We start from the raw sequence: 26,089 nt of genomic DNA, 5'->3' as shown, positions 1-26,089 counted from the left end.
CCGAGTGGTGGGGCAAAGCCTTTTGGTTCCTTTTTGGCGTTTGAAAAAGGGACTCGCCGTAAGGGCGAAACCATAGGTGGCCGTTACCGCAGGAATGGATATGTACTCCGTCGGCTGCGATTTTTCATCTTAGACCCAGGCCACCGCCAACAACCCAGCCCCCAGCACCACACACAACGGCGAATAAACCCAAGTGTCCCAGCGGGCAAACCGCGACCCCTTGACCTCCTTGAAAAACCCCACCAGTTCCGAATCACCAATCGCCCGGGCGAACAGCAATAGCGCAATGGCGCTGATCACCCACTGCAACCCGCGATGATCCACCTGCGGCAGCCACCAGCCAACCCGCAAGCACACCAACAGGGCAATGGTCAGCAACGCCGCCGCCACCAGCATCGTCATCCAGCCACGGGGCTTGAAGGCCGGCTGCAATCGCGCTTCGCCCTCCACCGGCACCTGCGGCACCACCGCCACGACGGCCCATTTACCACCCAACGCCCAATACACGTGTGCCAGGGCGATTGCCGCAATTACCGTCGCCAGCCATTGAGCCAACACGAAGGTCATGGTCTGAAATCCTTGAAAGGGATTTGAACAGACTCATCCTAGTCGGCTTTTTTCGCCGTGCACGCGCTCATGCCAACGACCCGACCAACGCGTTTGCGGCTGCCGCCTACAAGGCGGCTGACACCTTGTCCGCGATATCCTTGGGCAACCAGGCCTTCCAGACCTGCGGATGCGCCTTCATGAACGCTTCGGCGGCCTGACGCGGTGGCGTGTGCTTTTCACTCATCTCAGCCAGCGCCCTGTTCAACGCGTCGATGGGAAAATCGACCTTGGCAAAGAACGCGGCAATCTGCGGGTACTGCTTCTGGAACGGCGTGGACACGCCGATAGACAGCTTCGAGGGCAGCGATCGGGTCGGTTGCGGGTTGGGGTTGTCGGCGTCGGTCAGGGTTTTCCAGGCCTGCGCATCGAAGGGCGGCTCCTCCAGCTGGATCAGCTTGAAGCGACCGAGCAGCGGCGTGGGCGACCAGTAATAGAACAACACCGGTTTACCCCGGCGAATCGACGAGCTGATCTCCGCATCCAGCGCCGCTCCCGAACCGCTGCGAAAATTCACATAGCTGTCATCGAGCCCATAGGCCTTGAGCTTCTGCTTGTTGACCACTTCCGAGGTCCAACCGATAGGGCTGTTGAGGAAGCGCCCCTTGTTCGGCGCTTCAGGGTCCTTGAACACGTCTTTGTACCTGGGAAGGTCGGTGACACTGCGCAAGTCCGGCGCCAGCGCCTTGATGCCCTTGGCCGGGTCGCCCTTGACCACGTACTCAGGCACCCACCAGCCTTCCGTGGCGCCCTTGACCGTATCGCCCAGGCTCACGACCTTGCCTTCCGCCTCTGCCTTGACCCAGACCGGGCTGCGCCCCGCCCACTCCTCGCCAATGACCTGGATGTCATTGTTGGCCAGTGCGGTTTCCAGGGTGATGGTAGTGCCTGGCAAGGTGTCGGTCGGCAGCCCATACCCTTTTTCGACGATGATCCGCAGGACATCGGTGATCAGGCTGCCGCTTTCCCAATTGAGGTCGGCGAAGTGGATCGGCGCGCTGGCAGCCAGCACCGCAGCGGGTGACGCCAACAATCCGAACGTGGCCACGACAGCGGCCAGCAACCGGCGAATGCCTTTCATGCTTGTGCACCTCGTGCTGTTCACAGCAATAGCAGGATGGCCTGGCAGAAGACCGCAAAGCCTCTGAATACTCAGTCAACTGACTGTAGTAGAGGTTCCTGCTTTCGAGGGACGAGGATCACTTTTCACAGGATTGCTGCAGACAGGCCAGCTCTCTCCTGACCATGCTGGCGTACGCCGCAGGTTGCAACGCGTAGATTTGCGAGGCCACCCAGTTCAGCCAGGCACCCTGCAGGACCGCCTTTTGCTCAAACAGACGCTGGGCCTCGGCTTGCGCACGGGCCTGGTGCTGTTGGTGGAAATCGGCACGGGGCAGGACCACTATTCACTGGCCTTGAACGTCACCAGTTCGCCCTTGCGCCACTTGGCGGCCTTGCCGGTCACGGCCTTGAGGGTCTTGGTCAGGCCTTCCTGCAACTGCTGGTGGGCGGCGAATACCGTCACCACGTTGTGCCCTTCCTTGAACAGGATAGCTTGGCCGTCGGCCGTGGTCACGAAGGCGTAATCGCCCAGGCCATAGACTGTCAGTTTGATGTCGCGGAACTTGATTTCCAGTTTGCCGCCTTCGCGGCTGGGCAACACCGACGCGCTGAAATGATCGCCGACCTTAAGTTTGAGCCCCGGTTTATCGTCCACCACGAGCGCTGTCTCGGTGTCGATCTCGGCAATGTAAATGCCTTCGGCGCTCTGTTCGGTAATGTAAACAAAACGTGACTGAAACTGTTTAACCAGCTTTGCGCGCAAATCGCCCAGCACGAACAAAGCATGCATATCGAGATTACTTACTGCCAAGGAAACATCCCCACATCTGAAAATGACGCCGCACGCGAAAAAAGCGCACGGCCAAAAAAGCGGCAATGCCGAGGTGAAGCCAGATAACCCGGGTTGAGATCCTGGATGCGCAGAGCGCTCATCCCTCTCGAAGCTTGAGCAGATTACTGGATGCTGCTCACGTCGTCTCGCCCGGCATTCGACAAAGGCTGAAGGAAAACGCCCTTGGAACCGCCAGAGAAATACGGACTATCAACTTTAGGGAAAAAACTCTTATAAAAAAGCACTTTTCTTACATATCGCCAGCCAGAAATTGCTTTAGATAAGCCTTGTCCACCCACCAGTGACGCTGATTCTAGAGCAGCGATGCTCACCGAGACTACCCATAACGACGTACATTACGTCGGCAAACCCAAGAAAAGGACTTCACATGTGCACACTGACACACTTTGCCCATCCCCAGGCATCTTACTCCAACACCCCACCTTCCCTGCACCCCGCCTTGTTCCTTGCGACCGAAGCCGCTCCTCACTGCCCCTCGCCACCACGATTTCACGTGGTTCTGGCGGGTATCGCCTTCTTTCATATCAAAGAAACTTCCACGGGGCACGTAAGAGGTTTCCGCGGCGATCATAACCAGGCCTGCGCCCTCGCCCGCGCGCTCGAGTCACATAGGTGAAACTTTCATCCCGTTTTCCCGGAAGGTTTTGTCAAGCCGGCGACTTTACTCAGCCGCCGGCCTCCAACTACTGCCATACTCCCCGACCAATCAAGCGCGCCTTCCCGTGGCGGGCGCGTTAAACAACAATTTCATGGGAAGGCTGTAACGTGACGGAATTTGATATCGGCGAGTTTTTCATCAGGGGCGAAGCCAGAGAGATCGACGGCGAGTTCCAGGCCGTGATCGTGATGCGCGCCAAGCCACCGCTGAAAACCGTGACCTATCATCAGGTTGAGAAAGATCGCTGGTTCAAGTCCTCCGACATCGCCGCCCTCGCCGCGCAGGAGTCGGCCAAGGAACTGAAGGCGGCCGTCGATGCAGGCGCCTTGAAAACCTGACACGCGCCATTGCGGTCTATGCTCACTGCTGCGTTGGAACATCGTTTGCGAACTTAATGAAGCACGGCTCCCTCAGATGCAGCAGAGACGTTCTTCATCTCTATCACTCGACACGACCGATGACCTGCAAGGAGATCAAGATGGAATCACCGACCCACGACCTGAAAGGCTTGTTCGACCAGCTCGGGCTGGATTCCAGCCCAAAAGCCATTGACGATTTCATTGCCAGCCACTCCCCCCTGCCCCAAGACAAAAAACTCATTGATGCCGAGTTCTGGACCTCCCAACAGGCAGGCTTCCTCAAAGAACAACTGCGTGAAGACGCCGACTGGGCGCGAGTGGTCGACGACCTGAACCTGCGCATGCATCAGGTTCACTAAGATCAGGCACAGTGCAGGTTGCCTGGCGTTTCGGCGCGCAATTGCGCCAGCCAGGCGGCCTTGCACTCTTCGGCTTCATTGCGACTGGAATAGGCCGTGCCACGGCGTTCGCCATTGAGCAGCACCACCCAGCAGATGCTTTTCCCCATCGCCCGCAAACTGGCGGGTACTCCGCTACCGATCATGACCGCGACATCAACTTTACCGTGCATGCTGCGCCTCCAATTCCGTTAGCAACCTAACTAATACAGTTATGGTAACGACAGCGCAGGCGCGAAAACAATATCGACTTTGTACAGCTTAGTTACCAAAATTGTAACAATCGCCCGCCATCATCGGGCCCCCTCTCCACAGGTTTGTTTCTTGCCTGAAGATTGCTTGAACATTATCGAGGGTTTTCCGGCTTGTAGCCCAAGCGCAAACCACCCCAATGACGGCCCTTGAGCATGATCGGCACTGACAGGTCGTGCATGAGCTCTCCGGTATCGCGGGTGTAGGTTTGCAACAGCACGGCCTGCTGATGACTGCCACAGCGGATCCCCGTTCGGTCGGCGAATTTGCGTTTGCTGCGGTTATGCAGGGTATCGTGCTGTATATCGCCGGTCAGTGGCTGGCTGAACGCCTGGTTATGCGTCGGCACGTAGCCCTGCTGGGTGCAGGCAATGGCGAATACCAGGCCTTCGTGGCGTGGCAGCAGTGGCTCCTGGATAGCCGGCAGGACCTGATCGGTGTAACGATCAAAGCGCGTTCGGTATTTGGCCGGGTGGGTATCGGGAATCGCCTGGTAATGGCGGTCGAACAGGTCTTCGAGGCTGATGTGCCCCGCATCGATATCTGCCTCGAAGCGCGCGGCAATCTGGCTCGCGCCTTCCCGGGCGAGGTCATAGATACGCTGGTGATAGTCATCCAGGCCGACTTCGGCGAGGCGCTCGCTGATGGTCTCGGCCTGGCCTTCCATCTGCACCGCTGCCAAGGCCAGGCGCTGGGTCTGCTGGTCACTGATCGCAAGGTCGCTGCGCATCTGCTCGATGGCGTGAAACAGGCTATCGAGTTGTTCGCGGTTGGTTTCGGCACCGCGAGCGATTGCCCCGACCTGGCTTTCGACACCGGCAGCCAGGCGAGCAATGTTGTCCAGGTGCTGGCCCGTCTGTTCGACCTGGCCTACGCCGGTGTCGAGGTCGCTGGACAACTGGCGGATCTGCTCGACCACTTGTGCAGTGCGCTGCTGGATATCGGCCACCATGTCGCCGACTTCTCCGGTGGCCGTGGCCGTGCGCGCGGCAAGCCCGCGCACCTCATCGGCCACCACCGCAAAGCCACGACCGTGCTCTCCGGCCCGCGCCGCTTCGATGGCCGCGTTCAAGGCCAGCAAGTTTGTCTGGCTGGCAATGGACTGGATCACCAATGTGACCCGCTGAATGTCATCGCTGCGCAGGCTCAGGGCTTCGATCAGCTCACGGCTGTTATTGGCCCGCTGGCTGAGTTGGTGCATGCGGGCAATGGACTCGATCAACTCGGTACGCCCTGCCACGCCGCTTTGATGCGCTTCACTCGCGGCACTCAGGGCCTGGTGACTGAGGGCCGAGGTGGCCTGCTCGGTAGCGATCATGACTTCGGCATTGCCAACGATTTGTGCTGCCGCCCCCAGTTGCGACTGCAACTTGTCGGCCAGCTGCTTGACCGAGAAGGCCACGCCGGCGGCGGACAAAGCGTTATGACTGGTGGTGTAGGACAGTTCGCGGGTTAACGCCGAGAGTGTGCCGGACGTATCGACCGGCGCGACTTCAGGCATTGCGCGTGAGCGCAGGCGCGGCAGCCAGATGATCAACACGGCCAGAGTCAGGCCAAGGTAGAGCGGCCAGCCGCCCAGGGTAATGCCACACAACAGCAGCATCAGGGCGATGCTTTGCAGTGTCGGCGTCAACCAGCGGTTTTTCGGCAAAAGCGTGGGTGCAGGCACGGCCGCCACCCGAGATCCGTCTCTCGTCATCTTTTTCACCCCGCCAATTTCTAGTTGTTGTCTTCGCATTAAACGCCAGCACAAGGCCATTATCCATGAGCCTTTAGTCGGGGACGTTGCAGTGGATCAATAGAAGTTCGGGGGGATTGTGCAGGCGTCGAAAAGCAAAGATCGCAGCCTGCGACAGCTCCTACAGGGGGCTGCCGACGGCTGCGATCTTTTCCAGGCAGCCCAGGTTAAGTGGGCTGCCCAACAGAATCAGGCCTGACGCTGGTGCTTGTCGATTTGCTCGTGACGTTCTTGAGCTTCGATGCAGTACTTGGTGGTCGGGCTGATCAGCAGGCGCTTGAGGCCAATAGGCTCGCCGCTGTCATCGCACCAGCCGAAGCTGTCTTCCTTGATGCGTTCCAGGGCTTGTTCCAACTGAGGCAGCATGCGCTGATCACGATCGATCGCGTTCACCAGCCAAGTGCGCTCTTCTTCAACGGAAGCGGCGTCCGCCGGGTCGGCTGGGGTGTCCAGGCTTTCGATGGCGATGCGGTTCTGTTCGATGCGCTCATGGGTTTCGACTTTCATGTTTTGCAACAGCTCAGAGAAAAAAGCATGTTGCTCGGCATTCATGTAGTCATCCGCCGGCATGGCCAGCAACTTGTCCTTTGTCATTGATATCTCTATAAAAAAACGTGCATTAAGGCGAATTAGGGAGCGTTGCGGCGGACCATCGAAGGTCATCGCAAAGGCGCCGTTTATACCAAGCGCCACCCGGCACTCAATTTACGAGGGGCGGCAGTCTAAGGCCGACTTGAGGCCTCAGCAACTGAAAAGACAGCGAATTTGTCCGACAAAGCCTCGAAAATGCTCTAAGACAGGCATCCAGGCGGATATCGGAGTGCGTTTATAGCAAGAAATTCAATCCTGCGAAGCTTATATAAAAGACAAACCGCTGAGCTGCATGCCCCGGTTTGCAGGTCGACCGGGCTCAGCTAAGGTTGTCGCTCGCGTAATGGCTATCTCAAGGAGCGGTTAAATGAAGCTGATCGGCATGCTGGATTCACCTTACGTGCGACGCGTCGCCATTTCTGCCAAGCGCCTGGGCATCGCCCTGGAGCACGAATCGGTGTCGGTGTTCAGGACCTTCGAGCAATTTCGGCAAATCAACCCGGTGGTCAAGGCGCCGACCCTGATACTGGATGACGGTGAAGTGTTGATGGATTCGACGCTGATCATCGATTATCTGGAGGCATTGGCCGGCCCGGATCGCAGCTTGATGCCTGCGGGTATCGAACATCGCCTGCGGTCACTGCGCCTGATTGGCCTGGCATTGGCTGCCAGCGAAAAGTCGGTGCAGCTTTATTATGAACGCAACCTACGCCCGGCAGAGATTCAATACGAGCCTTGGGTTGAACGGGTCGAGGGGCAATTGGCAGCCGCCTATTCGGCGCTGGAACGAGAGCTGGAAAAGCAGCCGCTGAAAAATGACGGCTCGATTGACCAGGCTGGTATTACCCTCGCTGTTGCGTGGAGCTTTACCCAGTATGTGGTGCCGGATCAGGTTCCGGTTGAGCGGTTCCCAAAAATCGCTGCGTTCACCCGCTATGCCGAGGGGCTTGAGGTGTTTATCGACACGCCGATTGACTGACGGCGTTACGGCCACCATCGCATCGCCAGCAAGCCGGCTCCTACAGGTGCGTTCCACACCTTTACATCCACCAGCAAAAACGCCGCTTCTGCCAAAAAGGCAGAAGCGGCACAGGCACGAGGCCAGGAACTATCAGTTCATGTAAACAACGCGATCAGAATGATGATCGGGATCGGTATGCCGAGAAAGAACAGCAGTAATGAACGCATGATGATTCTCCTGAGTTAGCGAACAGGTGTGGTGTTCACATAAGTGTCGGTTTCCACATACACCACGGCATCCCGACGACGACCTCCAAATGTTGCTGCAAGGCTGGCGAAGAACGCACCGGCCAAGAGCGCAACAAACATCCACAAGGTGGTCATGGCAGCGACTTTGGCGGCGGTATCAGCAGCTTGTTGCGCAGCCAGCTTGGCGTCCGCCACGGCTTTCTGCGTGCGGGCATAGACTTCGTCGACACGACGCTCGGCGTCCGCTTGGGGCAGGTTGGTCCGTTGCGCCACCAGTTGTGCCAGGTAAGTACGGTCTTCAGCGGCCAGCTGACCGTCTTTCAGTGAGCGCACGAAAATGCGCGTCACTGTGCCTCGGGCGGCGTCGTCGCTGAGGGCGGCCGGCTGGTCATTACGAAACAGGCTGTCGATGTAGTAGCCGTACTGATCGCTGTCAGTGTTGGCTGCCGCGGTGCCCGCCGCTGCTGTCATGGCAGTGGCGGCGCCACCGGCGACCTGCGCCCCGGCCTGCACGCCACCACTGACGATGCTGCTGACCGAACCGGCGACCAACGTGGCCGTCACCAGCGTCGCCACGCACCAGGCGAGAAAACCGTGGGCGGTATCGCGGAAATAAACTTCATCGCCATGCATGTAAGCCCACTTCACCCGCAGCCGGCCGGCGATATAGCCACCGGCGCCGGAAGCGACGATTTGCGTGACAGCCAGCCAGACAATCGTCGATATGCCCAAGCCCTTGGCGCTCATGCCTTCATTGGCCCACGGCGAAACTGCCGAAAACCCCAGGCCGAATCCGAGCAGTACCAGGATCAGCGACAACGCCGCCGCCGCCGCGGCCCCGGCGAAAATCGCCCCCCAGGACACGCCCGACACTGTGCTCGATTCATCCGTGGCGGGATAGAAACCCTCAGAGGATCTATTCATTGTTGTATCGCTCCAGGCAGAAAGATGGTGTTACAAGTCTCGAAGGAGCAATTGCAGTCACCGTGCCAGTCGCGGATTTTCAATAAATCCTTTTGTTTCAGAGATTTAGAAACTTTGAACTTCCCAGTTCCATGCAATTTGCAATGAACGGCTGGTCGCAGCGGGTTTTATGCATTAAACGACGATGGATGTGTCCATGAACTTTTATTTAGTAAGCCTTCGATCATTTCTTGGCAAAATGCTGCACTACGTTGTGAATACCTAATCAGGCCAGCCTTATGACCCGCATCTTGACCATCGAAGACGACGCCGTGACCGCACGGGAAATTGTCGCCGAACTGAGCAGCCACGGGCTCGACGTCGATTGGGTCGACAACGGTCGAGAGGGACTTGAGCGTGCGGTCAGCGGCAACTATGACCTGATCACCCTCGACCGCATGCTGCCCGAACTCGACGGCCTGGCGATTGTCACCACATTGCGCACCATGGGCGTGGCCACGCCTATCCTGATGATCAGCGCCCTTTCCGACGTCGACGAGCGCGTACGCGGCTTGCGTGCCGGGGGTGACGATTACCTGACCAAACCCTTCGCCACCGATGAAATGGCTGCCCGGGTCGAAGTCCTGCTGCGCCGGCAGAACACCGTGACGGCCCAGGCCACCACGCTGCGGGTGGCAGACCTGGAGCTGAACCTGATCAGCCACGAAGCCAGCCGCGACGGCCAGTTGCTCACCCTGCTGCCCACCGAGTACAAACTGCTGGAATTCCTGATGCGCAACACAGGGCAGATCCTCTCGCGGATGATGATTTTCGAAGAGGTCTGGGGTTATCACTTCGACCCCGGCACCAATTTGATCGACGTGCATATTGGTCGCCTGCGCAAGAAAATCGACCCACCTGGCAATGTTCCATTGATTCGAACGGTGCGAGGCTCGGGTTATGTCATTGCCGAACCCGTCTAAAGGCTGGCGTTCTTCCACCAGTCGCCTGCTGGCGCTCTACAGTGCGTTGTTCGTGGTCTGGAGCGGGATACTCATGGGGGTCATGTATTACGAGGTGTCCGCTTACCTCGACAACCTGGCCAAGCATTCGCTGATGCAACGCCAGCATCTGTTCTCGCACTTCCAGGGCGATCAACTGACGGACGCCCTTGCCGTCAGCATGACCTTCGACATCCGCGGCATCGACGCCTACGGCCTGTTCGATGCCGAACATCGTTACCTCAGCGGCGCCTTGCGCCACATTCCCAAAGGCCTGCCGCTGGACGGCAAGATTCACATGCTCAACGACTGCGCCGAGTCCGACGACCCGACCCTGCCCGTCGACAGCTGCGACGCGGTGGCAACCCAGACGAAAGATGGTCGCTGGCTGATCCTGGTGCGGGACAACGGTTCGTTGTTTGCCGTGACCCGGATCATCCTCCATGCCTTGTTCTGGGGCGTGACCCTGACCATCTTGCCGGGCATCGTTGGTTGGCACCTGTTGCGCCGCCGACCGCTACGGCGGATTCGCGCGATCCAGGGCAGCGCCGAAGCCATCGTCGCCGGGGACCTTACCCGGCGTCTGCCGCTGTCCAATCGCCGCGATGAACTGGACATGCTGGCCGCCATCGTCAACGCCATGCTCGAACGCATCGAGCGCTTGATGAACGAGGTCAAGGGCGTGTGCGACAACATCGCCCATGACTTGCGCACCCCGCTGACCCGCCTGCGCGCGCAGCTCTACCGCATGCAACAACAGGCCGGCGAAGGTTCGCCACAAGCGACGCAATTGGACGCGGTGTTGGCCGAGGCCGACACCCTGATGGCGCGTTTTCGCGGGCTGCTGCGGATTTCCGAACTGGAGGATCGCCAGCGCCGGTCCGGTTTCGTGCAATTGGACGCGGTGTCCTTGCTACAGGAACTGCATGAGTTTTATCTGCCATTGGCCGAGGACGATGGCCTGACGTTTGAACTGCAACTGCCCACATCGCTGCCTTCGCTCAATGGCGATCGCGCCCTGCTGTTCGAAGCGGTGGCCAATCTGTTGAGTAACTCGATCAAATTCACCCCGCCCGGTGGCCAGGTGATTTTGCGTGGGGTCAATGAGAACGGGCATACCCGCATCGAAGTACTCGACTCCGGCCCCGGCATTGCGGAGGCTGAACGCGAGGCGGTGTTCCAGCGCTTCTACCGCGCCGAGGCGGGGAATCAGAAAAGTGGTTTCGGCTTGGGGCTGTCGATCGTCGCGGCGATTGTCAGCTTGCACGGATTTGCGCTGGAGGTGGGGACAAGTGAGTTGGGTGGAGCGCGGTTGGTGCTCGATTGTCGGGAGAGTCTGATTACCCCCGCATGATCGTTCCCACGCGCCGCAAAGGAATGCCTCAAGGGACGCTCCGCGTTCCAGCTTGCGAAAGGGACGCGGAGCGTCCCGGGCTGCATTCCCACGCAGAGCGTGGGAACGATCAGTGATCAGGCTGGGTAGTTCGCCCGCAGGGCCTCAAGACCACCCTGGTAAATCCCGGTGAATAACGCCACGACTTCCTCATGGCTCACACCCACCGGCTCAAACCGACCGGACCAGGTCACCCGGGCGCCCTGCCCCTGCGCTTCAACGCGGATCGTCGCCAGATAATCAGTGGCCGGAAACGGCGCCTGCAAGATCGAGTAACTGTAGGTCTTGCCATCGTTGTCGAACGTTTGCAGGCGCTCAACCACCACCGCGCCGTCCGCCGTTTGCAGGCTGCGTACCCGCCCGCCTTCGCTGAGCTCACTCTTGGGAATGAACGGCAGCCAGTCCGGCAGCGAATTGAAACCGCCAATCAATTGCCAGACCTGATCGGCCGAGGCCGGGATGTCGATGGATGCTGAGGTTGTTGCCATGAAAAATACTCTCCAGATTCAAAAAGGTTCAGATCGCCAGGCTGTCGACGACACCGCCGTCGACCCGCAGGGCGGCGCCAGTGGTGGCCGAGGATAGCGGCGAAGCAATGTAGGCCACCAGGTTTGCGACCTCCTCGACATCCGCTACGCGCTGGATGATCGAGCTCGGCCGCGCCTTGCGCACGAACGCGTCGGCTTCTTCCCGAACGCTGCGTCCGGAGGCGGCAATGGCGTCCTTGAGCATTTCCTCCACGCCGTCAGTGAGGGTCGGACCCGGCAGGATCGAGTTGACTGTCACCCCCGTGCCCGCCAGACGTTTGGCAAGGCCATGGGACACGGCCAGGTTGGCACTTTTGGTTACGCCGTAGTTGATCATTTCGGCGGGGATCGCCACGCCGGATTCCGAAGACAGGAAGATCACGCGGCCCCAGCCCTGCTTGACCATATCCGGCACGTAATGCCGGGCCAGGCGCACACCGGAGATCACGTTGACTTCATAGAAACGTGTCCACTCGCTGTCCGGGGTCTCGAAGAAGTCCACGTCGTTGTAGATCCCCAGGTTGTTGACCAGCACGTCAGCACGGGGTTCGGCGGCGAACAGTTTTTCCGCGCCTTCAGCCGTACCCAGGTCGGCGGTCAGCCCGCGCAGTTGAGCACCGGGCACTTGCTGACGAATGCTCGCCAGCGCCTGCTCGACTTTGGCCGTATCGCGGCCGATCACCACCACCGTGGCGCCGCATTCGGCCAGCGCCTTGCTGATCCCCAAGCCTATGCCGGCCGTGCTGCCGCTGACAATCGCCAGTTTTCCACTCAGATCGATTTTCATGCTCAAGCTCCAATGATGGGTAATGGGGCACGCTCGGAGACCAGCCTGGCGTCACGCAGGTCCTGCCAGAAAGCGGCTGGAACCACCTCCGCCAACGCCGAGATATCTTCGGCAATGCGCTCAGGACGGCTGGCACCTGGAATCGCCGCCGCCACCGCCGGGTTGGCCAGGGAGAACTGCAAAGCAGCCGCTTTGATGCTGACACCGTGGGCAGCGGCGATGCGCTTGATCTGCTCGACTTTATTGATGATCTGCGGGCTGGCCTTCTGGTATTCGAAGTGCGCGCCACCGGCCAGGATCCCCGAGCTGTACGGACCGCCGACCACGATCTCGACGTTCTGCGCCAGTGCCGCGTCCATCAGACGCTGCAAGGCACGATCATGGTCGAGCAGAGTGTAGCGGCCCGCCAGCAAAAAACCGTCCGGTTGCGCTTCGCTCAGATCCAGGGTCAATTCGCACGGCTCGACCTTGTTCACCCCCAGGCCCCAGCCTTTGATCACGCCTTCTTCACGCAAGCGAGTCAGGACTTTGAACGCACCGGTACGGGCCTGGTTGAAGTACTCCAGCCATTGATCGCCGTAGAAGTCCTGGGCGATGTCGTGCACCCAGACGATGTCCAGGCGATCGGTTTGCAGGCGCTTGAGGCTGTCTTCGATCGAACGCAGGGTCGCATCGGCGCTGTAGTCGTTGACGATCTTGTTCGGGCGACCATGCTCGAACACCCCGCTCTTCTCGCCCAAATCGCGAGCGGCGGCGTCTTCGACCTCGTCGAGAATCACCCGGCCGACCTTGCTGCTCAGTACATAGTCATCGCGGTTGTAGCGCGACAGCGCCTGGCCGAGGCGAATTTCCGACAGGCCCGAACCGTAGAACGGCGCGGTATCGAAATAACGCACACCGGCATCCCAGGCGGCGTGGACGGTGGCTTGCGCTTCTTCCTCGGGAATGGCGCGGAACATGTTGCCGAGCGGTGCAGTGCCGAAACCCAGTGCGCCGGGCAGTTTGTCTTTCAAGCTCATATTCAGATCCTCATCAGTTCAGTGGTCAGGTGGTGACCGTTGAGCAGATCCTAGATTGCGACCATCGGACCGTCCAAGACATAATATGCAGCACTTGAGTCCTTGGAGGTCTTACATGATCGACATCCGTCAATTGCGCTACTTCGTCGCCGTCGCCGAGGAAGAACACGTCGGTCGCGCCGCCGAACGCCTGCACATTTCCCAGTCGCCCCTGAGCCGGCAGATCGCCCAGCTCGAAGAACGCCTGGGCCTGACCCTGTTCGAGCGCAGCCAGCAACGCATCCGCCTGACCCGCGACGGCCAGACCTTCCTCGCCGAAACCCGCGCCCTGCTGACCCACGCCAACCGCCTGGAATCCCTCGGTAAACGCCTGGGGCGTGGCGAAGAAGGCGGCCTGTGCATCGGCTACATCGAAAACGCCATGCACGCCGGCGTCTTGCCCAATGCCTTGCGCGTGCTGCGTGTAAGCCGCCCGAACGTGCACATCGCGCTGTACAACCAGAGCTCCGCCGAACAACTCGAAGGCCTGCGTCAGCGTAGTCTGGATATCGCCCTGGTCAGTGAGCCGCCGACCGATGACGACCCTGACCTGCTGGGTTTCCAGGTGCTGGACGACCCTATGCTGCTGGCACTGCCCGAGCACCATCCGCTGGCCCGAAAGACCGTGCTGACCCCGCAAGATCTCGCCGATCAGGAGTGGATTGGCGTGCAACACCACCAGAATGTCAGCAGTCGCGAAAACTTCGTCAGCGCCTGCATCCGCGCAGGCTTCACCCCGGATATCCGTATGGAAGCCACCGGCCCTTTCACTGCGATGGCGCTGGTAGCGTCAGGACTGGGCATCGCCATGATTCAGAAAGGCTTGAGCCGCAACGCCCCCCCGGGCGTGGTACTGCGGGAAGTGCCGTGGATTGCCCTCACCAGACCATTGTGGGCGGCGTGGCACCGGATCAATCTGCGGCCGTTGGTGGAGACGTTCAGGAAGGTGCTGACGGAGTCGGAGCCGTTGCCCGCATAGGGCCGAAATCTCTGTGTGGCGAGGGGATTTATCCCCGTCAGGGCGCAAAGCGGCCTCAAAACTATAAACCGCGAAATACACCCTTCAAGTCGCCTGGCCTGCCGTCTTCGCTAGCAAACTCGTTCCTACAAGGTTTGGTGCTTTACTGAAAAGGTTCCCAACCCCAGCGAGCCTGCACCATGAACCGCAACGACCTACGACGCGTGGACATGAACCTGTTGGTGATTTTCGAAACGCTGATGTTCGAGAAGAACCTCACTCGGGCCGGCGAGAAGCTGTTCCTCGGCCAGCCTGCCGTCAGTGCGGCACTTGCGCGGTTGCGCGATCTGTTCGACGACCCGCTGCTGGTGCGTAACGGCCGGGTGCTGGAGCCGACGCCGCGGGCGCTGGTGATTCTCAAGGAGCTGCAACCGGCCATGGACACCATTTCCGGGGCGGTGAGCCGGGCCAAGGATTTCGACCCGTCCATCAGCCGCGATGTGTTTCGCATCGGCCTGTCCGACGATGCCGAGTTCGGCCTGTTTCCGCCGCTGCTCAAGCAGATTCGCGAAGAAGCGCAGAATGTCGTGGTGGTGGTGCGCCGGGTCAATTACCTGTTGATGTCGTCGATGCTTGCCAGCGGTGAGATTTCCGTCGGCATCAGCTACACCACGGAGCTGCCGGCCAACGCCAAACGCAAAAAGCTACGGGACCTGAGCGTCAAGGTGCTGCGTGGCGATGACAAGCCCGGCCCCCTGACCCTGGATGAATTCTGCGAGCGTCCCCACGCGCTGGTGTCGTTTTCCGGGGACTTGAGCGGCGCCATCGACAATGACCTGGCGCGCATCGGCCGCTCCCGCCGCGTGGTGCTGGCAGTGCCGCAGTTCTCGGGCCTGCGCGCCCTGCTGGCGGGTACCGACATGCTGGCCTCGGTGCCCGATTACGCCGCCTGCGCGCTGATCGAGGGCAGCAGCCTGTTGCGTGCCGACGACCCACCGTTCGAGATCAACCTGTCCGAACTGTCCATGGTCTGGAACGGCGTCAACGATAACGATCCGGCAGAACGTTGGTTGCGCTCGCGAATAGTGGAGCACATGTCGGCGCCACTGCCGGGGCATTGAGCGCGTTGAAGTGCGGGTCGGTCTCGCGCAGGTAGATCGGCATGTCCGTCATCGGCGGCATGGCCGGGATCTCGAAGTACATCTGGATCACCCAGCCACGGTGGTAGCTGGCGTGGTTGACCACGTGCATCAGCATCGCGCCGGCAGTCATGGTGCCGCTTTCGCCGGAAACGAAAGTGAACCTCAAGGGTTTGTCCAGCGAGGCATCGGTCTGCCTTGCGCTCCAGTTGCAGTACCAGCGATCCACGTCCTGTTGCGCCAGGCGCAGCACCGCCAGTTCAGGATGTACCAGTTCATGGGAGGTCTTGAAGCCGTGCCCTCGGCCTTCGAGGTGAGCCTGCCAGATACGGTCCACCACATAGATGTGATTGAGTGTGCCAATCATGTTCTTGAAGACCCCGGCGCGTTCTTTTTCGACTTCGCCGGGTGGCAATAGCGCCAGGTTATCGAAGAGGCGCTGGTTGGCCCATTGTTTGTAATCGGCAAGCATGCGGGCAGTGCGTACGTTGATCATCAGATGTCTCCGATGGCGAAGAGCACATTTTCCAAGGATAGCGCTATCTGCGCGTTGCGGTGCGGGCACTGATTATCGGTCACCCTGCACCTTTACCTTTACCTGTAGGAGCGAGCATGCTCGCGATGGACTCGAATACTGCGTTGGGTGTCAGCCAGCCAGCGTCATCGTTGACGACCATCGCGACGGTGCGACGATTCGACATGCTCGCTCCTACAGGTGCAGGGTGTTCATCACGTGCGCGGCCAACGCCAGGCAACTGGTCAGGCCTGGTGATTCGATGCCGAACAGATTGACCAGCCCGGGAATGCCATGCTCGGCGGGGCCACTGATGCGAAAGTCGGCGGCCGGCTCGTTCGTGCCGCTGATTTTCGGGCGAATGCCGCTATAGGCCGGTTGCAGGCTGTCATTCGGCAAGCCCGGCCAGTAACGGCGGATCGCCGCGTAAAAGTCGTCGGCCCGGGCTGGATCCACGCGGTAATCGACCCTGTCGACCCATTCCACATCCGGCCCGAAACGCGCCTGACCAGCGAGGTCTAGGGTCATGTGCACACCCAGCCCGGCGCTTTCCGGTGCCGGGTACACCAGATGGCGGAACGGCGCGCGGCCACTGAAACTGAAATAGCTGCCCTTGCACAATCGCGCCTGGGGAACGTATTGCGTTGGCAGGCCAGCGATTCGGCTTGCCACTTCCGGCGCGGACAATCCCGCACAGTTGATCAGCTCGCGGCAGCTCAAGGTCATGGGCTCGGCGCCACCCATGTGCAACTCGAAACCCTGTTCACTGCAGCGCGCCGACAACAGCGGCGTGTGAAAGGCCAGCGATGCGCCCAAGGCCTCGGCATCGGCCTGCAACGCCAGCATCAGGCCATGGGAGTCGACAATGCCGGTGGATGGCGACCACAGCGCGGCAACACAGGACAATTCAGGCTCCAGCGCCCGCGCCTGACCGGCCTCCAGCCATTGCAGGTCATCGACGCCATTGCGCCGGCCCTGCTCGAGCAAACCCTGCAAGGTCACACGCTGCGCATCATCGATGGCGACGATCAGCTTGCCCAGCCGACGATAATTGACGCCGTGGTCGTCGCAGAAGGCGTAAAGGCGTTGCTTGCCCTCCACGCACAACCGCGCCTTGAGACTGCCACTGGGGTAATAGATACCGGCGTGGATCACCTCGGAATTGCGTGAACTGATACCCACGCCAATCCCTTCGCCGGCCTCGACCAGGATCACTTCGCGTCCGCCCATGGCCAGGGCCCTGGCCACCGCCAGCCCGACCACACCAGCCCCGACCACAACGCAGTCGACATCAACGCTCATCAAGCCAGCCCTCGCTCCCGGTAATCGATCAGGCTGGAGAATATCGCCAGCAGCATGGCCATGACCACGAAGAAGATCAGCACCAGGAAATACGAGCCGGTGAACTGCACGATCAAACCGATCAGGATCGGCACGATCACCCCCGCCATATTGCCGCAGAAGTTCATGGTGCCGGCCAGCACACCGGTTTTCGACGTGCCGCCGAGGATCGACGGAATGCACCAGTACATGCCGCACCAGCGAATGAAAAACATCGCCACGCACAGCAGGCCGATCGCCTGGCTGGCCTCGGAGGCGTACGCCGTTCCCAGCATGCACAGCGCCGCCACCAGTGCCGAACCGCTGAACATGCTGCGCATTACCAGGTTGGGCGAGGCGCCGCTGGATTTCCACTTATCTCCCAGGTAGCCGCCGACCAGTTCGCCGACGAAGCCGCACATGAAGATCAGGAAAGTCGCGCCACCCATGCCGGAAATGTTCAGGCCGTGGGTCTGGTGCAGGTAGCTCGGCATCCAGGTCAGCAGGCCGTAGAACACGCTGAGGATGCAGCAGTAACCGGCGAACATCGCCAGCACCGAACGGTCCTTGAGCAGTTCCTTGAACGGGATGCTGGTGACCGCGCCGGGCTTGTTGACCGTGGCGTTGCCCTCGGTGATGTGCGCCAGTTCCGCGGCATTGACGCCGGGGTGTTCGCTGGGGTGGTTGCGAATGTACTTCCAGGCCAGCACGCCGGCGAGCATGGTGCCGACCCCGGCGATCACGAACGCGATGCGCCAGGAGTCGAACCAGCCGATCAGCCCGGCAATGATGATCGCGCCGAAGGCACTGCCCAGCGGCGCACCGCCGTCGACCAGTACCGCGCCACGTCCGCGTTCGTTGGGCGTCAGCCACGCGCCGTTGAGCTTGGCGCCGGCGGGCATGATCGGCGACTCGGCAATGCCCAGGCCCATGCGGGTGAGCAACAGGGTGATCCAGTTATGCGCCCCGGCGGCCAGGGCCTGGAAGGCGCCCCAGGCCACCGTCGCAACGACGATGACGCGGCGGGTATGGAATCGATCCAGCAGCATGCCGCCGGGGATCTGCATCAAGGCGTAGGACCAGAAAAACGCGCTGAGCATCAGGCCCTCGAGGGCCGGCGGGATCTGGAACTCGCTGGATATCAGCGGCAACGCCACCGACAGCGAGGCGCGGTCGATGTAGTTGATCGCGGTCAGCAACAACATGATGAGGAAAATTCGCCAGCGCACGTTGGTGGCACGCATCGTTGCGTTTGCTGCTGGCAACGCCAGGCTTTCGGCACTCGGATTGTTCATGTGGGGCGCTCTTATTGTTGTGGAACAAGCGGCCCCACTCTAATCACGCCCCCGAGTGCTGAATAATGATGGGATCTGATTGGGGGATCACCGGATGTCATCCCCTGGAAATGCCTGAAGGATTTGTGTTGGATCAATGGCCTCTTCGCGGGCAAGTCGAAGGGGCCGGATGAGTCAACACCAAACCGGAAGACTAGTCAGAACGTTCCCGGGTAACTGCCACCATCGAGCAACAGGTTCTGCCCAGTGAGAAAACCGGACTGGGCACTGCAAATGAATGCGCAATAAGCACCGAACTCATCGGGCTGGCCGAAGCGTTGGGCCGGGACGTTTTTACGCCGTTGCTCGGCGATGCTTTCGACGCTGGCGCCCTTGGCTTCGGCGGCGGCATTGAGGGTCTTGTGCAGCCGTTCGGTCTCGAACGGCCCCGGCAGCAGGTTGTTGACGGTGACGTTGTTGCCGGCCAAGCGGGCCTGGCGCGCCAGCCCGGCGATGAAACCGGTCAAGCCACTGCGGGCGCCGTTGGACAACCCCAACACATCGATCGGCGCTTTCACGGCGCCTGAGGTGATGTTGACGATGCGTCCGAAACCGCGCTCGGCCATGCCATCGACACAGGCCTTGATCAGCTCGATGGGCGTGAGCATGTTGGCATCCAGCGCCTTGAGCCAGTCTTCGCGCTGCCAGTCGCGAAAATCCCCCGGTGGCGGCCCGCCGGCGTTGTTGACCAGGATATCCACCTGCGGACACGCCGCCAGCACCTGTGCGCGCACCTCAGGTGTGCTGATGTCCCCGGCCACTGTGCGCACTTCGATGTTCGGCGCCAGAGTGCGCAGCTCAGTGGCCGCCGCCTGCAAGGTGTCGTTACCACGGGCATTGATCACCAGGTTCACGCCCTCCTTCGCCAAGGCCCGCGCACAGGCCAGGCCCAAGCCCTTGCTGGCGGCGCAGACGATGGCCCAGCGCCCCGAAATACCCAAATCCATGACGATGCTCCTGACGGTTGGAAAGGCTCACGTTACCACCGTGCACCCGCCACTCGGGGGATGACAAAGGGTGATCGCTGAATCAGGTCTTTTCATTATCGACAGGCGGCGGTGCTCATTACTGTTTCGGGACCCAATAAGAAACCGGAGACACACATGAACCCGTTCCAGTTCTATTTCCCCACAACCTTGAAAAGCGGCAACGGCCTGGCGCGTCAGGCCGGCGCATTGCTCAAGCCCCATGTTGGAAAAAAACTGCTGGTGATCACCGACGAAGGCTTGATGGCATCGGGAGTGATGGAGAGTTTTTTCGCCTCGCTGGCCGAGCGTGACATTGGCTACGAAGTGTTTGCCGGCGTCGAACCCAACCCCACCACGGATGTGCTGGAGCGCGCCGTAGCCTTCCTGAAAAACCACGAATGCGACGCGGTGATCGGCGTAGGTGGCGGCAGCAGCATCGACACCGCCAAGGGTGTCGCGGCCATGGCCACCAACCCCGGTAACATTCTCGACTACGAGGGCTACGACAAACTGCTGCACCCGCCCCTGCCGATCTTTGCCATTCCCACCACCTCGGGCACCGGCAGCGAGTGCACGGCGTCCACGGTGTTCACCAACACCAAAACCCTGTTCAAGACCGTGATCATCAGCCCGGCACTGTTTCCAACACTGGCGATTCTCGACGCCGAACTGACCCTCAAGCTGCCGCCGTCGATCACCGCGGCCACCGGCATGGACGCACTGACCCACGCCATCGAATCCTACGTCTCGAAGCAGGCCAATCCGGTCAGCCAGGCCCTGGCCCTGCAAGCGATCAAGATGATCTGCTCCCACCTGCCGAAAGCCTTTTTCAGCGGCTCCGATTTGCACGCCCGGGAGCAGATGTTGCTCGGTTCGTTCCTCGCCGGCGTCGCCTTCGCCCAATCGAAACTGGGCAACGTGCATGCGATCTCCCACACCTTCGGCGGCGTGTTCAACATCCCCCACGGCATCGCCAACGCGACGCTGTTGCCCTACGTCATCGAATACAACCTGCCGGCCTGCCCTGAGCTGTTCCGCGAGATCGCCATCGCCATGGGCGAAGACGTCAGCGGCCTGAGCCCCGCCCATGCCGGTCACAAAGTGGTGGAGCACGTGATGGCGCTGAACAAGGCCATCGGCATTCCCGACAACATCAAGGACCTGGGGGTGGACCTGGACTACATGCCGCAAATGGTCAGCGACTCGATGCGCAGCGGCAACGTGCTGGTCAACCCGCGCCTGACCCAGGCTTCCGACATCGAGCGGATCATCGGCAACGCCTTCCACGGCCTTCATTCCTGAGAGAGAGAACCCCTATGTTCTACGAGATGCGCACCTACACCCTGCAGATCGGCAAGATGCAAACCTACCTCAAGCACTTCGAGGAAAACGGCCTGCCGGTGATCTCCCGCTATGCCACGCTGGTGGGCTGGTGGTACACCGAAATCGGCGAGCTTAACCAGGTGATTCACATCTGGGCCTACGAGAGCCTGGACGAACGCATCAAGAAACGCGCCGCGCTGTACCAGGACCCCGACTGGCTCGAAGGCTTCGTGCCGATCGCATTCCCCATGCTGGAAAAGATGGAGTCGAAACTGCTGATGCCGGCGCAGTTTTCGCCGATCAAATAATCTTTCTGACAAACAACACTAAACCTGTGGGAGCGGGCTTGCCCGCGATAGCGGTGTGTCAGACAGCAAAAATTTCGACTGACACTCCCTCATCGCGGGCAAGCCCGCTCCCACAGGGGACTGCGCAAGCCGCTCGAACAAGGACAGATCCCATGTGCGACCACAACACCAACAACACCGCCGCCGACCGTTCTCCCGACATCAAGGCCTTGCTCGAAGGCCTGCCCACCAACTGGGGCAAATGGGGGCCGGACGATGAGGTCGGCGCCCTGAACTACCTGCAAAGCGCCGAGATCCTGCGCGGTATCGGCGCCGTGCGCCAGGGCAAGACCTTCACCCTGCAAGTGCAGATCGGCCATCCCAAGGGTGAGCCGCTGTGGCCTGGCCGACGCCCGTCAATGCGGGTCAACGTATTGGACAAAGGCCACTTCCTGGCCGGCAAGACCCACTTCGACGGCCATGTCGAATACGCCGACGACGTGATCTTCATGCACCTGCAAGGCTCGACCCAATACGACGCCCTCGGCCACGTCTGGCACGACAACAAACTGTGGAACGGCTACGACGCCATGAGCACCATCGGTGGCATGGACAAGGCCAGCATCCTGCCGATTGCCGAGCGCGGGATTGTCGGGCGCGCAGTGCTGATCGACATGGCCCGCCATCGCGGCAAAGCGGTGCTGGACAAGGGCGAAACCTTCAATCACCTCGACCTGCTGGCCGCTGCGAAGGCCCAGGGTATCGAAATCCAAAAACGCGACATCCTGATCATCCGCACCGGCTGGATCGGTTCGTTCTATGAGCGTGAACCGGATGAGTTCTACAAGGATTTCGCCGAGCCGGGCCTGACCTTCAGCCGGGAGCTGGTGGAGTGGTTTCACCAGATGGAAATCCCCAACCTGGTGACCGATACCATGGCCAACGAAGTGGCGGTCGACCCGGCCACAGGGGTGTTGATCCCGCTGCACAACGCCTTGATGCGCAACCTTGGCGTGACCTTCACCGAAGTCGCGATGCTCGATGAGCTGGCCAGCGATTGCGCCGAAGACGGTCAGTGGCAGTTCCTCTACACCGCCGCGCCGCTGAAGATCGTGGGCGGCACGGGGGCGCCGGTGAACCCGATCGTCATCAAGTAAGCAGATCCCGCTGCAATTCGTTGATCAGCAGGGTCGTCGCCGGAGACAAATCGGCGCCCGCCCGGCTGATCACGCCATAAGGCTCGATCAGCGCACGCATCGACACCGGCAGCTTCACCAGCAACTCGTGTTGCTCGCAGAACTGCGCCACTTCCACCGGGATTACCGCCAGCAACGTCGGGTCCTGTTGCACCAGCAAAATGGTGGCGAAGGTCGATGAGGTTTCCAGCGGATACCGCGGAATTTCCAGCCCCGCCTCGTTCAGTTCGCGCTCCAGGGCCTGGCGCATCGGCATGTCCTTGGGATAGACCACCCAGCGGTAATCGCTCAATTGCGCCAGCTGCAACGACTCGGTACGGGCCAGCGGATGATCCTTGCTGGCGACCACGGCCAAGGGCTCTTCGCTCAGTTCAATGCAGTCATAGGCGTCAGAGCGCTGGCCGACGCTGGTCCGACAGATCGCCAGATCCAGTCGCCCCTGATCCAGCAGCCCAAGCAAGGTCGCGCTGGTGTTTTCCACCAGTTCCACCGACAGCTCCGGTTGCTTGAGCCGCAGCTCGGTCAGGGCCCGGGTCAGCAGCGGCACCGCCCCCATGATCACCCCCACCGACAACCGCCCGCCCTGCCCCTGCATGATGCTGAGCATTTCCTCGCGCAGATGCTCCACATCGCTGTAGATCAGCCGTGCATAACGAATCATGCAACGCCCCATTTCATTGGCCACCAAGCCCTTGGGCTGGCGCTCGAACAAGGGCATGCCGAGCAGTGACTCGACCTCATGCAGGGCCTTGGTGGCGCCGGACTGGGAAATCGAAATCTGCTCGGCGGCCTTGTGCAGGGAGCCGCGGTCATCCAGTGCGATCAACAAGCGCAGTTGCTTGAGGCGCAAGCGTGAAGCGATGCTGCCAAGGGAAGGAACCATATCGGTGTGTGCTCGATTCAATGTGCAATCCATCAAGGCCCACGCCAGCCGCGCCGACGTGGGCGGCGGGTCAGTTCAGGGGCAACCGGCTCCACTGGCCATCGACCAGTCGATCGAGACCCAGAGGGTTAGCGTTTTGCAGCGCGGGCGGCAGGTACTCATCAGGATAGTTCTGGTAGCAAACAGGGCGCAGGAAGCGATCGATGGCCAGGCTGCCGACCGAGGTGCCACGCGCATCCGACGTCGCCGGATAAGGCCCGCCGTGGACCATCGCATCGCTGACTTCGACGCCGGTGGGATAACCGTTGAGCAGCAAGCGCCCGACCTTGTCCTCCAGCAACGGCAGCAGACCACTGAAGCGATCCAGATCCGCAGGTTCTGCAATCAGCGTGGCGGTCAGCTGTCCGTGCAAACGGTCGAGCACCGCGCGCAACTGCGGCTGGTCAGCCACCTCGACCACCACCGTGGCCGGGCCGAATATCTCTTCCTGCAACAGCGCATCGCCGTCGAGCAACAGCTGCACATCGGCCTTGAACAACTGCGGCTGCGCCTTGGAATGTTCTTGCGGCTGACCGGCCAGGTGATCGACAAGGTCGTGCGCAGCGATGTGCGCAAGTCCTGCGCGATAACTGTTGAGCGCGCCTGTGTTGAGCATGGTCTGGGGCGGTTGGCTGCCCATGTTCTGTGCGAAGGCTTGCAGGAACTCGCTGAACTGCGGCGAGCGCAGACCGATGATCAAGCCGGGGCTGGTGCAGAACTGGCCACAGCCAAGGTTGACCGAGGCCGTCAGCTCCTCGGCAATTTTCTGGCCTCGTTGGCCCAAGGCTTCAGGCAGTACGATCACTGGGTTGATGCTAGACATCTCGGCGAACACCGGGATCGGTTGCGCCCGCGCAGCGGCCAGATCGGCCAGGGCCCGACCGCCCTTGAGCGAGCCGGTGAAGCCCACGGCCTTGATGCCATCGGCCATGACCAGCGCCTGGCCCACGCCGGCGCCGTAGATCATGTTGAACACCCCCGACGGCATGGCCGTGCGTTGCGCCGCGCGAACGATGGCACCCGCCACCCGCTCGGCCGTCGCCATGTGCCCGCTGTGGGCCTTGAACACCACCGGGCAACCGGCGGCCAGGGCCGAGGCGGTGTCGCCGCCGGCGGTGGAAAACGCCAGGGGAAAGTTGCTTGCACCGAACACCGCCACCGGACCGACGCCGATGCGGTACTGACGAATATCCGGCCGTGGCAACGGCGTGCGTTCAGGCAGCGCCTGGTCGATCCGCGCAGCGAGAAAATCACCACGGCGCAGTACCTGGGCAAACAGGCGCAGTTGGCCGCTGGTGCGACTGCGTTCACCGCGAATCCGCCCCTCGGGCAACGCGGTTTCCTGGCAGACCAGGGCGGTGAAATCATCCCCCATGTCATCGATTTCCTCGGCGATGGCGTCGAGAAATTCGGCCCGGCGCAAAGGCGACAGCTGGCGAAACGGCGCAAACGCGCGCGTTGCCGCCGATACCGCCAGCTCGACTTCCTGCTCGGTGGCCTGATGGAAAACATACGGCAGCGCATGGCCGGTGCTGGCATCGACGCTGTGCAGGGTCTCGCGGCCCAGGGCACTGCGCTGCCCATCGATGAACTGCTGGCCCAAAATATCGGACATCAAAAATCTCCCTCGCCTGCGCTCGGCAGGCGATGACTCGAATGAAAGGGATGCGCCAAAAACGCACGCTTCACTCTATGGGCCGGGGTCAGGGGCAAACAAATGACAACAACGGGCCGGGGGATGAGCGTTTGTCATCCCCCGGCTTGGTGCTGCCTTTCAGCGAATCGCCACCGGGTTGATGTTGACCTGGGTCGAGCCCCTGTACAGCGGCTGTCCGAGCACGAACATGAAGGTCCAGGCCTTGTCCCGCACCAGCGCGCGGCTGTCGATCAGCTCAAGGTTGTAGATGCCGTTTTTCGCCAGCATGAACTGGTTGACCGGGAACTCCTGGCCGTCGGTGCCAGGGTAGATTTCCGAGGCCCAGGTATCACCGCCGAACGCGACGATCTGCTTGCCCGCCAGCCATTTGGCCGCCGCCATGCCGATGCCCGGCTCCACAGCGAGGAATTTCTCGTTGTCTTTGCCCAGCAGCTCCAGCCAACCGGTATTGAACAGCACCACATCGCCCTTCTCGATGCTGACGCCTTGCAGATCCAGGGCTTTCTGGATATCGGCGACAGTGAACTCGGTTTTCTCCGGTACGATGGCGCTGCCATACACGGCGGTCATGTCCAGCACCACGCCACGGGTGACGATGGGCGGGACTTTTTCGATGCCGAGTTTTTGCACCCCTTCCACGGTCACGAAGTCCGCCGCGCGGTTGCCGTTGTAGTAGACGTTGTCGATGCCAATGTGGCCGATGCCGTTGAGTTGGGTGCCGACCCCGGTCCAGCCCACCACCAGTTCATCGTTGAAGGTGAATTTGTTGGGGCCCATGGTGGTACCGCCCGCTTCCCCCGGCTGGACGTTGGTCAGGTGAAAACTGCGATGCCGGAACGCCGGCAGGTTTTTATCGATGGGCACGGCCAACGGGTAGGTCTTGCCGGTCTTGATCAGCTTGGCGGCGTTGAGTACCGAGTTGGCATCGAGCAGGTTCAACGCACCGATTTCGTCATCGGTGCCGTACTTTGAGGGGTACCATTTTTCGCCATCGGCGGCGTTTGCGGCGTTGAAGGTGAGCAGCAGGGCAAAAGGCAGGGCCAATCGATTGAACATGAAGGAGGTCCGCGTCTGGT

At 60.8% G+C, this 26,089-nt stretch carries 30 protein-coding genes; 11 read left to right on the top strand and 19 right to left on the bottom strand.

The annotated features are described in order from the left end of the window. Window positions 1-129 precede the first annotated feature (129 nt). The 4 genes from AC1Q8Q_RS28090 to AC1Q8Q_RS28075 form a co-directional block, all read right to left on the bottom strand. Complete coding sequence (locus AC1Q8Q_RS28090; protein ID WP_033044544.1) at window positions 130-567, bottom strand: DUF3995 domain-containing protein; 438 nt, start codon at window positions 565-567, stop codon at window positions 130-132. A gap of 106 nt (window positions 568-673) precedes the next feature. Continuing rightward, window positions 674-1,687: an ABC transporter substrate-binding protein gene (locus AC1Q8Q_RS28085; protein ID WP_083349327.1), complete on the bottom strand. Its 1,014-nt coding sequence runs from the start codon at window positions 1,685-1,687 to the stop codon at window positions 674-676. Between the two features lie 118 nt (window positions 1,688-1,805). Next, on the bottom strand, window positions 1,806-2,009 hold the full coding sequence (locus tag AC1Q8Q_RS28080; protein ID WP_020796722.1) for a hypothetical protein: 204 nt from the start codon (window positions 2,007-2,009) through the stop codon (window positions 1,806-1,808). Continuing rightward, a complete protein-coding gene (locus AC1Q8Q_RS28075) occupies window positions 2,009-2,479 on the bottom strand; it encodes a hypothetical protein (RefSeq protein ID WP_020796723.1) in 471 nt (156 codons plus the stop codon). The genes AC1Q8Q_RS28080 and AC1Q8Q_RS28075 overlap by 1 nt, the downstream gene beginning before the upstream one ends. Window positions 2,480-2,888: 409 nt before the next feature. Between AC1Q8Q_RS28075 and AC1Q8Q_RS28070 the strand changes: the two genes are divergently transcribed. The 3 genes from AC1Q8Q_RS28070 (at window position 2,889) to AC1Q8Q_RS28060 (ending at window position 3,897) form a co-directional block, all read left to right on the top strand. Then, window positions 2,889-3,137 (top strand): hypothetical protein, encoded by a 249-nt coding sequence (locus AC1Q8Q_RS28070; protein ID WP_080725390.1) that lies wholly within the window; start codon window positions 2,889-2,891, stop codon window positions 3,135-3,137. 149 nt (window positions 3,138-3,286) lie between these two features. Beyond that, on the top strand, window positions 3,287-3,517 hold the full coding sequence (locus AC1Q8Q_RS28065) for a hypothetical protein (RefSeq protein ID WP_008064250.1): 231 nt from the start codon (window positions 3,287-3,289) through the stop codon (window positions 3,515-3,517). A 140-nt stretch (window positions 3,518-3,657) separates the two neighbouring features. Continuing rightward, entirely contained in the window at window positions 3,658-3,897 is a 240-nt protein-coding gene (locus AC1Q8Q_RS28060) for a DUF2789 domain-containing protein (protein WP_020796726.1), read from the top strand. A 2-nt stretch (window positions 3,898-3,899) separates the two neighbouring features. On the opposite strand, the gene AC1Q8Q_RS28055 is transcribed toward AC1Q8Q_RS28060, so the two are convergent. From AC1Q8Q_RS28055 to AC1Q8Q_RS28045, 3 genes are all read right to left on the bottom strand, one after another. Continuing rightward, on the bottom strand, window positions 3,900-4,109 hold the full coding sequence (locus AC1Q8Q_RS28055; protein ID WP_432668313.1) for a hypothetical protein: 210 nt from the start codon (window positions 4,107-4,109) through the stop codon (window positions 3,900-3,902). 173 nt (window positions 4,110-4,282) lie between these two features. After that, window positions 4,283-5,506 (bottom strand): methyl-accepting chemotaxis protein, encoded by a 1,224-nt coding sequence (locus tag AC1Q8Q_RS28050; RefSeq protein ID WP_492615780.1) that lies wholly within the window; start codon window positions 5,504-5,506, stop codon window positions 4,283-4,285. 609 nt (window positions 5,507-6,115) lie between these two features. Next, window positions 6,116-6,520 (bottom strand): TraR/DksA family transcriptional regulator, encoded by a 405-nt coding sequence (locus AC1Q8Q_RS28045; protein ID WP_007935965.1) that lies wholly within the window; start codon window positions 6,518-6,520, stop codon window positions 6,116-6,118. Window positions 6,521-6,884: 364 nt separating this feature from the next. Here AC1Q8Q_RS28045 and AC1Q8Q_RS28040 point away from each other — a divergent pair, with 364 nt between their 5' ends. Further along, window positions 6,885-7,496, top strand: a complete 612-nt coding sequence (locus AC1Q8Q_RS28040) for a glutathione S-transferase (RefSeq protein WP_020796730.1) — start codon at window positions 6,885-6,887, stop codon at window positions 7,494-7,496. Between the two features lie 224 nt (window positions 7,497-7,720). On the opposite strand, the gene AC1Q8Q_RS28035 is transcribed toward AC1Q8Q_RS28040, so the two are convergent. Further along, complete coding sequence (locus tag AC1Q8Q_RS28035; protein WP_042955307.1) at window positions 7,721-8,650, bottom strand: hypothetical protein; 930 nt, start codon at window positions 8,648-8,650, stop codon at window positions 7,721-7,723. A 278-nt stretch (window positions 8,651-8,928) separates the two neighbouring features. On the opposite strand from AC1Q8Q_RS28035, the gene AC1Q8Q_RS28030 reads away from it, so the two are divergent. Then, window positions 8,929-9,612, top strand: a complete 684-nt coding sequence (locus AC1Q8Q_RS28030; RefSeq protein WP_020796732.1) for a response regulator transcription factor — start codon at window positions 8,929-8,931, stop codon at window positions 9,610-9,612. Next, window positions 9,590-10,984, top strand: coding sequence for a sensor histidine kinase (locus tag AC1Q8Q_RS28025; protein ID WP_020796733.1), 1,395 nt, complete (start codon window positions 9,590-9,592; stop codon window positions 10,982-10,984). The genes AC1Q8Q_RS28030 and AC1Q8Q_RS28025 overlap by 23 nt, the downstream gene beginning before the upstream one ends. A gap of 116 nt (window positions 10,985-11,100) precedes the next feature. Here AC1Q8Q_RS28025 and AC1Q8Q_RS28020 read toward each other — a convergent pair whose 3' ends face one another. Genes AC1Q8Q_RS28020 through AC1Q8Q_RS28010 form a run of 3 tightly spaced genes read right to left on the bottom strand, consistent with a single transcriptional unit; the run spans window position 11,101 to window position 13,356 of the window. Continuing rightward, complete coding sequence (locus tag AC1Q8Q_RS28020; protein WP_033044548.1) at window positions 11,101-11,511, bottom strand: SRPBCC family protein; 411 nt, start codon at window positions 11,509-11,511, stop codon at window positions 11,101-11,103. Between the two features lie 28 nt (window positions 11,512-11,539). Then, a complete protein-coding gene (locus tag AC1Q8Q_RS28015; RefSeq protein WP_033044549.1) occupies window positions 11,540-12,337 on the bottom strand; it encodes an SDR family NAD(P)-dependent oxidoreductase in 798 nt (265 codons plus the stop codon). A gap of 2 nt (window positions 12,338-12,339) precedes the next feature. After that, entirely contained in the window at window positions 12,340-13,356 is a 1,017-nt protein-coding gene (locus AC1Q8Q_RS28010) for an aldo/keto reductase (protein ID WP_020796736.1), read from the bottom strand. 115 nt (window positions 13,357-13,471) lie between these two features. Here AC1Q8Q_RS28010 and AC1Q8Q_RS28005 point away from each other — a divergent pair, with 115 nt between their 5' ends. Together AC1Q8Q_RS28005 and AC1Q8Q_RS28000 are read left to right on the top strand one after the other, a co-directional pair. Then, on the top strand, window positions 13,472-14,374 hold the full coding sequence (locus tag AC1Q8Q_RS28005) for a LysR substrate-binding domain-containing protein (RefSeq protein ID WP_020796737.1): 903 nt from the start codon (window positions 13,472-13,474) through the stop codon (window positions 14,372-14,374). A 179-nt stretch (window positions 14,375-14,553) separates the two neighbouring features. Further along, entirely contained in the window at window positions 14,554-15,474 is a 921-nt protein-coding gene (locus AC1Q8Q_RS28000) for a LysR substrate-binding domain-containing protein (protein WP_020796738.1), read from the top strand. Here the strand turns inward: AC1Q8Q_RS28000 and AC1Q8Q_RS27995 are convergent. The 5 genes from AC1Q8Q_RS27995 to AC1Q8Q_RS27975 all read right to left on the bottom strand — a co-directional run bounded on the left by AC1Q8Q_RS27995 (window position 15,395) and on the right by AC1Q8Q_RS27975 (window position 19,607). Further along, window positions 15,395-15,988 (bottom strand): DinB family protein, encoded by a 594-nt coding sequence (locus AC1Q8Q_RS27995; RefSeq protein WP_033044551.1) that lies wholly within the window; start codon window positions 15,986-15,988, stop codon window positions 15,395-15,397. The two genes, AC1Q8Q_RS28000 and AC1Q8Q_RS27995, sit on opposite strands and share 80 nt — an antisense overlap. A gap of 79 nt (window positions 15,989-16,067) precedes the next feature. Beyond that, window positions 16,068-16,193, bottom strand: coding sequence for a hypothetical protein (locus AC1Q8Q_RS27990; RefSeq protein ID WP_492598719.1), 126 nt, complete (start codon window positions 16,191-16,193; stop codon window positions 16,068-16,070). Window positions 16,194-16,201: 8 nt separating this feature from the next. Then, the gene (locus AC1Q8Q_RS27985; protein WP_492598720.1) at window positions 16,202-17,308 is read right to left on the bottom strand and encodes an NAD(P)/FAD-dependent oxidoreductase; all 1,107 of its coding nucleotides are present in this window, start codon (window positions 17,306-17,308) and stop codon (window positions 16,202-16,204) included. Beyond that, a complete protein-coding gene (locus AC1Q8Q_RS27980) occupies window positions 17,308-18,621 on the bottom strand; it encodes an MFS transporter (protein WP_492598721.1) in 1,314 nt (437 codons plus the stop codon). Before AC1Q8Q_RS27980 ends, AC1Q8Q_RS27985 begins: the two co-directional genes overlap by 1 nt. Before the next feature lie 197 nt (window positions 18,622-18,818). Further along, entirely contained in the window at window positions 18,819-19,607 is a 789-nt protein-coding gene (locus AC1Q8Q_RS27975) for an SDR family oxidoreductase (protein WP_020796742.1), read from the bottom strand. 156 nt (window positions 19,608-19,763) lie between these two features. On the opposite strand from AC1Q8Q_RS27975, the gene AC1Q8Q_RS27970 reads away from it, so the two are divergent. The 3 genes from AC1Q8Q_RS27970 to AC1Q8Q_RS27960 all read left to right on the top strand — a co-directional run bounded on the left by AC1Q8Q_RS27970 (window position 19,764) and on the right by AC1Q8Q_RS27960 (window position 22,395). Then, window positions 19,764-20,930 carry an iron-containing alcohol dehydrogenase gene (locus AC1Q8Q_RS27970; protein WP_492598722.1) on the top strand — a complete coding sequence of 389 codons (1,167 nt, stop codon included), beginning with the start codon at window positions 19,764-19,766 and terminating at the stop codon, window positions 20,928-20,930. 14 nt (window positions 20,931-20,944) lie between these two features. Continuing rightward, window positions 20,945-21,259, top strand: a complete 315-nt coding sequence (locus tag AC1Q8Q_RS27965) for an NIPSNAP family protein (RefSeq protein WP_008054497.1) — start codon at window positions 20,945-20,947, stop codon at window positions 21,257-21,259. A gap of 152 nt (window positions 21,260-21,411) precedes the next feature. Next, window positions 21,412-22,395 carry a cyclase family protein gene (locus AC1Q8Q_RS27960; protein WP_020796745.1) on the top strand — a complete coding sequence of 328 codons (984 nt, stop codon included), beginning with the start codon at window positions 21,412-21,414 and terminating at the stop codon, window positions 22,393-22,395. Here the strand turns inward: AC1Q8Q_RS27960 and AC1Q8Q_RS27955 are convergent. The 3 genes from AC1Q8Q_RS27955 to AC1Q8Q_RS27945 form a co-directional block, all read right to left on the bottom strand. Continuing rightward, window positions 22,388-23,317 carry a LysR family transcriptional regulator gene (locus tag AC1Q8Q_RS27955; protein ID WP_492615778.1) on the bottom strand — a complete coding sequence of 310 codons (930 nt, stop codon included), beginning with the start codon at window positions 23,315-23,317 and terminating at the stop codon, window positions 22,388-22,390. The genes AC1Q8Q_RS27960 and AC1Q8Q_RS27955 overlap by 8 nt on opposite strands. A 70-nt stretch (window positions 23,318-23,387) precedes the next feature. Then, window positions 23,388-24,971, bottom strand: a complete 1,584-nt coding sequence (locus AC1Q8Q_RS27950; RefSeq protein ID WP_168758495.1) for an aldehyde dehydrogenase (NADP(+)) — start codon at window positions 24,969-24,971, stop codon at window positions 23,388-23,390. Window positions 24,972-25,130: 159 nt separating this feature from the next. Next, window positions 25,131-26,069, bottom strand: coding sequence for a cyclase family protein (locus tag AC1Q8Q_RS27945; protein ID WP_020796748.1), 939 nt, complete (start codon window positions 26,067-26,069; stop codon window positions 25,131-25,133). Window positions 26,070-26,089: the final 20 nt, after the last annotated feature.

Source organism: Pseudomonas sp. GW823-FHT06B06 (assembly GCF_058795195.1).
Note: the sequence above shows the minus strand (reverse complement) of the source record. Positions and strands in the feature narration are given on the sequence as shown.

What these genes read in the sequence shown, in the direction of transcription:
- AC1Q8Q_RS28090 (WP_033044544.1), bottom strand. Translation starts at nt 567, where the DNA reads ATGACCTTCGTGTTGGCTCAATGGCTGGCGACGGTAATTGCGGCAATC.
- AC1Q8Q_RS28085 (WP_083349327.1), bottom strand. Translation starts at nt 1,687, where the DNA reads ATGAAAGGCATTCGCCGGTTGCTGGCCGCTGTCGTGGCCACGTTCGGA.
- AC1Q8Q_RS28070 (WP_080725390.1), top strand. Translation starts at nt 2,889, where the DNA reads ATGTGCACACTGACACACTTTGCCCATCCCCAGGCATCTTACTCCAAC.
- AC1Q8Q_RS28060 (WP_020796726.1), top strand. Translation starts at nt 3,658, where the DNA reads ATGGAATCACCGACCCACGACCTGAAAGGCTTGTTCGACCAGCTCGGG.
- AC1Q8Q_RS28055 (WP_432668313.1), bottom strand. Translation starts at nt 4,109, where the DNA reads ATGCACGGTAAAGTTGATGTCGCGGTCATGATCGGTAGCGGAGTACCC.
- AC1Q8Q_RS28050 (WP_492615780.1), bottom strand. Translation starts at nt 5,506, where the DNA reads ATGATCGCTACCGAGCAGGCCACCTCGGCCCTCAGTCACCAGGCCCTG.
- AC1Q8Q_RS28045 (WP_007935965.1), bottom strand. Translation starts at nt 6,520, where the DNA reads ATGACAAAGGACAAGTTGCTGGCCATGCCGGCGGATGACTACATGAAT.
- AC1Q8Q_RS28040 (WP_020796730.1), top strand. Translation starts at nt 6,885, where the DNA reads ATGAAGCTGATCGGCATGCTGGATTCACCTTACGTGCGACGCGTCGCC.
- AC1Q8Q_RS28035 (WP_042955307.1), bottom strand. Translation starts at nt 8,650, where the DNA reads ATGAATAGATCCTCTGAGGGTTTCTATCCCGCCACGGATGAATCGAGC.
- AC1Q8Q_RS28030 (WP_020796732.1), top strand. Translation starts at nt 8,929, where the DNA reads ATGACCCGCATCTTGACCATCGAAGACGACGCCGTGACCGCACGGGAA.
- AC1Q8Q_RS28025 (WP_020796733.1), top strand. Translation starts at nt 9,590, where the DNA reads ATGTCATTGCCGAACCCGTCTAAAGGCTGGCGTTCTTCCACCAGTCGC.
- AC1Q8Q_RS28020 (WP_033044548.1), bottom strand. Translation starts at nt 11,511, where the DNA reads ATGGCAACAACCTCAGCATCCATCGACATCCCGGCCTCGGCCGATCAG.
- AC1Q8Q_RS28015 (WP_033044549.1), bottom strand. Translation starts at nt 12,337, where the DNA reads ATGAAAATCGATCTGAGTGGAAAACTGGCGATTGTCAGCGGCAGCACG.
- AC1Q8Q_RS28010 (WP_020796736.1), bottom strand. Translation starts at nt 13,356, where the DNA reads ATGAGCTTGAAAGACAAACTGCCCGGCGCACTGGGTTTCGGCACTGCA.
- AC1Q8Q_RS28005 (WP_020796737.1), top strand. Translation starts at nt 13,472, where the DNA reads ATGATCGACATCCGTCAATTGCGCTACTTCGTCGCCGTCGCCGAGGAA.
- AC1Q8Q_RS28000 (WP_020796738.1), top strand. Translation starts at nt 14,554, where the DNA reads ATGAACCGCAACGACCTACGACGCGTGGACATGAACCTGTTGGTGATT.
- AC1Q8Q_RS27995 (WP_033044551.1), bottom strand. Translation starts at nt 15,988, where the DNA reads ATGATCAACGTACGCACTGCCCGCATGCTTGCCGATTACAAACAATGG.
- AC1Q8Q_RS27990 (WP_492598719.1), bottom strand. Translation starts at nt 16,193, where the DNA reads ATGTCGAATCGTCGCACCGTCGCGATGGTCGTCAACGATGACGCTGGC.
- AC1Q8Q_RS27985 (WP_492598720.1), bottom strand. Translation starts at nt 17,308, where the DNA reads ATGAGCGTTGATGTCGACTGCGTTGTGGTCGGGGCTGGTGTGGTCGGG.
- AC1Q8Q_RS27980 (WP_492598721.1), bottom strand. Translation starts at nt 18,621, where the DNA reads ATGAACAATCCGAGTGCCGAAAGCCTGGCGTTGCCAGCAGCAAACGCA.
- AC1Q8Q_RS27975 (WP_020796742.1), bottom strand. Translation starts at nt 19,607, where the DNA reads ATGGATTTGGGTATTTCGGGGCGCTGGGCCATCGTCTGCGCCGCCAGC.
- AC1Q8Q_RS27970 (WP_492598722.1), top strand. Translation starts at nt 19,764, where the DNA reads ATGAACCCGTTCCAGTTCTATTTCCCCACAACCTTGAAAAGCGGCAAC.
- AC1Q8Q_RS27965 (WP_008054497.1), top strand. Translation starts at nt 20,945, where the DNA reads ATGTTCTACGAGATGCGCACCTACACCCTGCAGATCGGCAAGATGCAA.
- AC1Q8Q_RS27960 (WP_020796745.1), top strand. Translation starts at nt 21,412, where the DNA reads ATGTGCGACCACAACACCAACAACACCGCCGCCGACCGTTCTCCCGAC.
- AC1Q8Q_RS27955 (WP_492615778.1), bottom strand. Translation starts at nt 23,317, where the DNA reads ATGGTTCCTTCCCTTGGCAGCATCGCTTCACGCTTGCGCCTCAAGCAA.
- AC1Q8Q_RS27950 (WP_168758495.1), bottom strand. Translation starts at nt 24,971, where the DNA reads ATGTCCGATATTTTGGGCCAGCAGTTCATCGATGGGCAGCGCAGTGCC.
- AC1Q8Q_RS27945 (WP_020796748.1), bottom strand. Translation starts at nt 26,069, where the DNA reads ATGTTCAATCGATTGGCCCTGCCTTTTGCCCTGCTGCTCACCTTCAAC.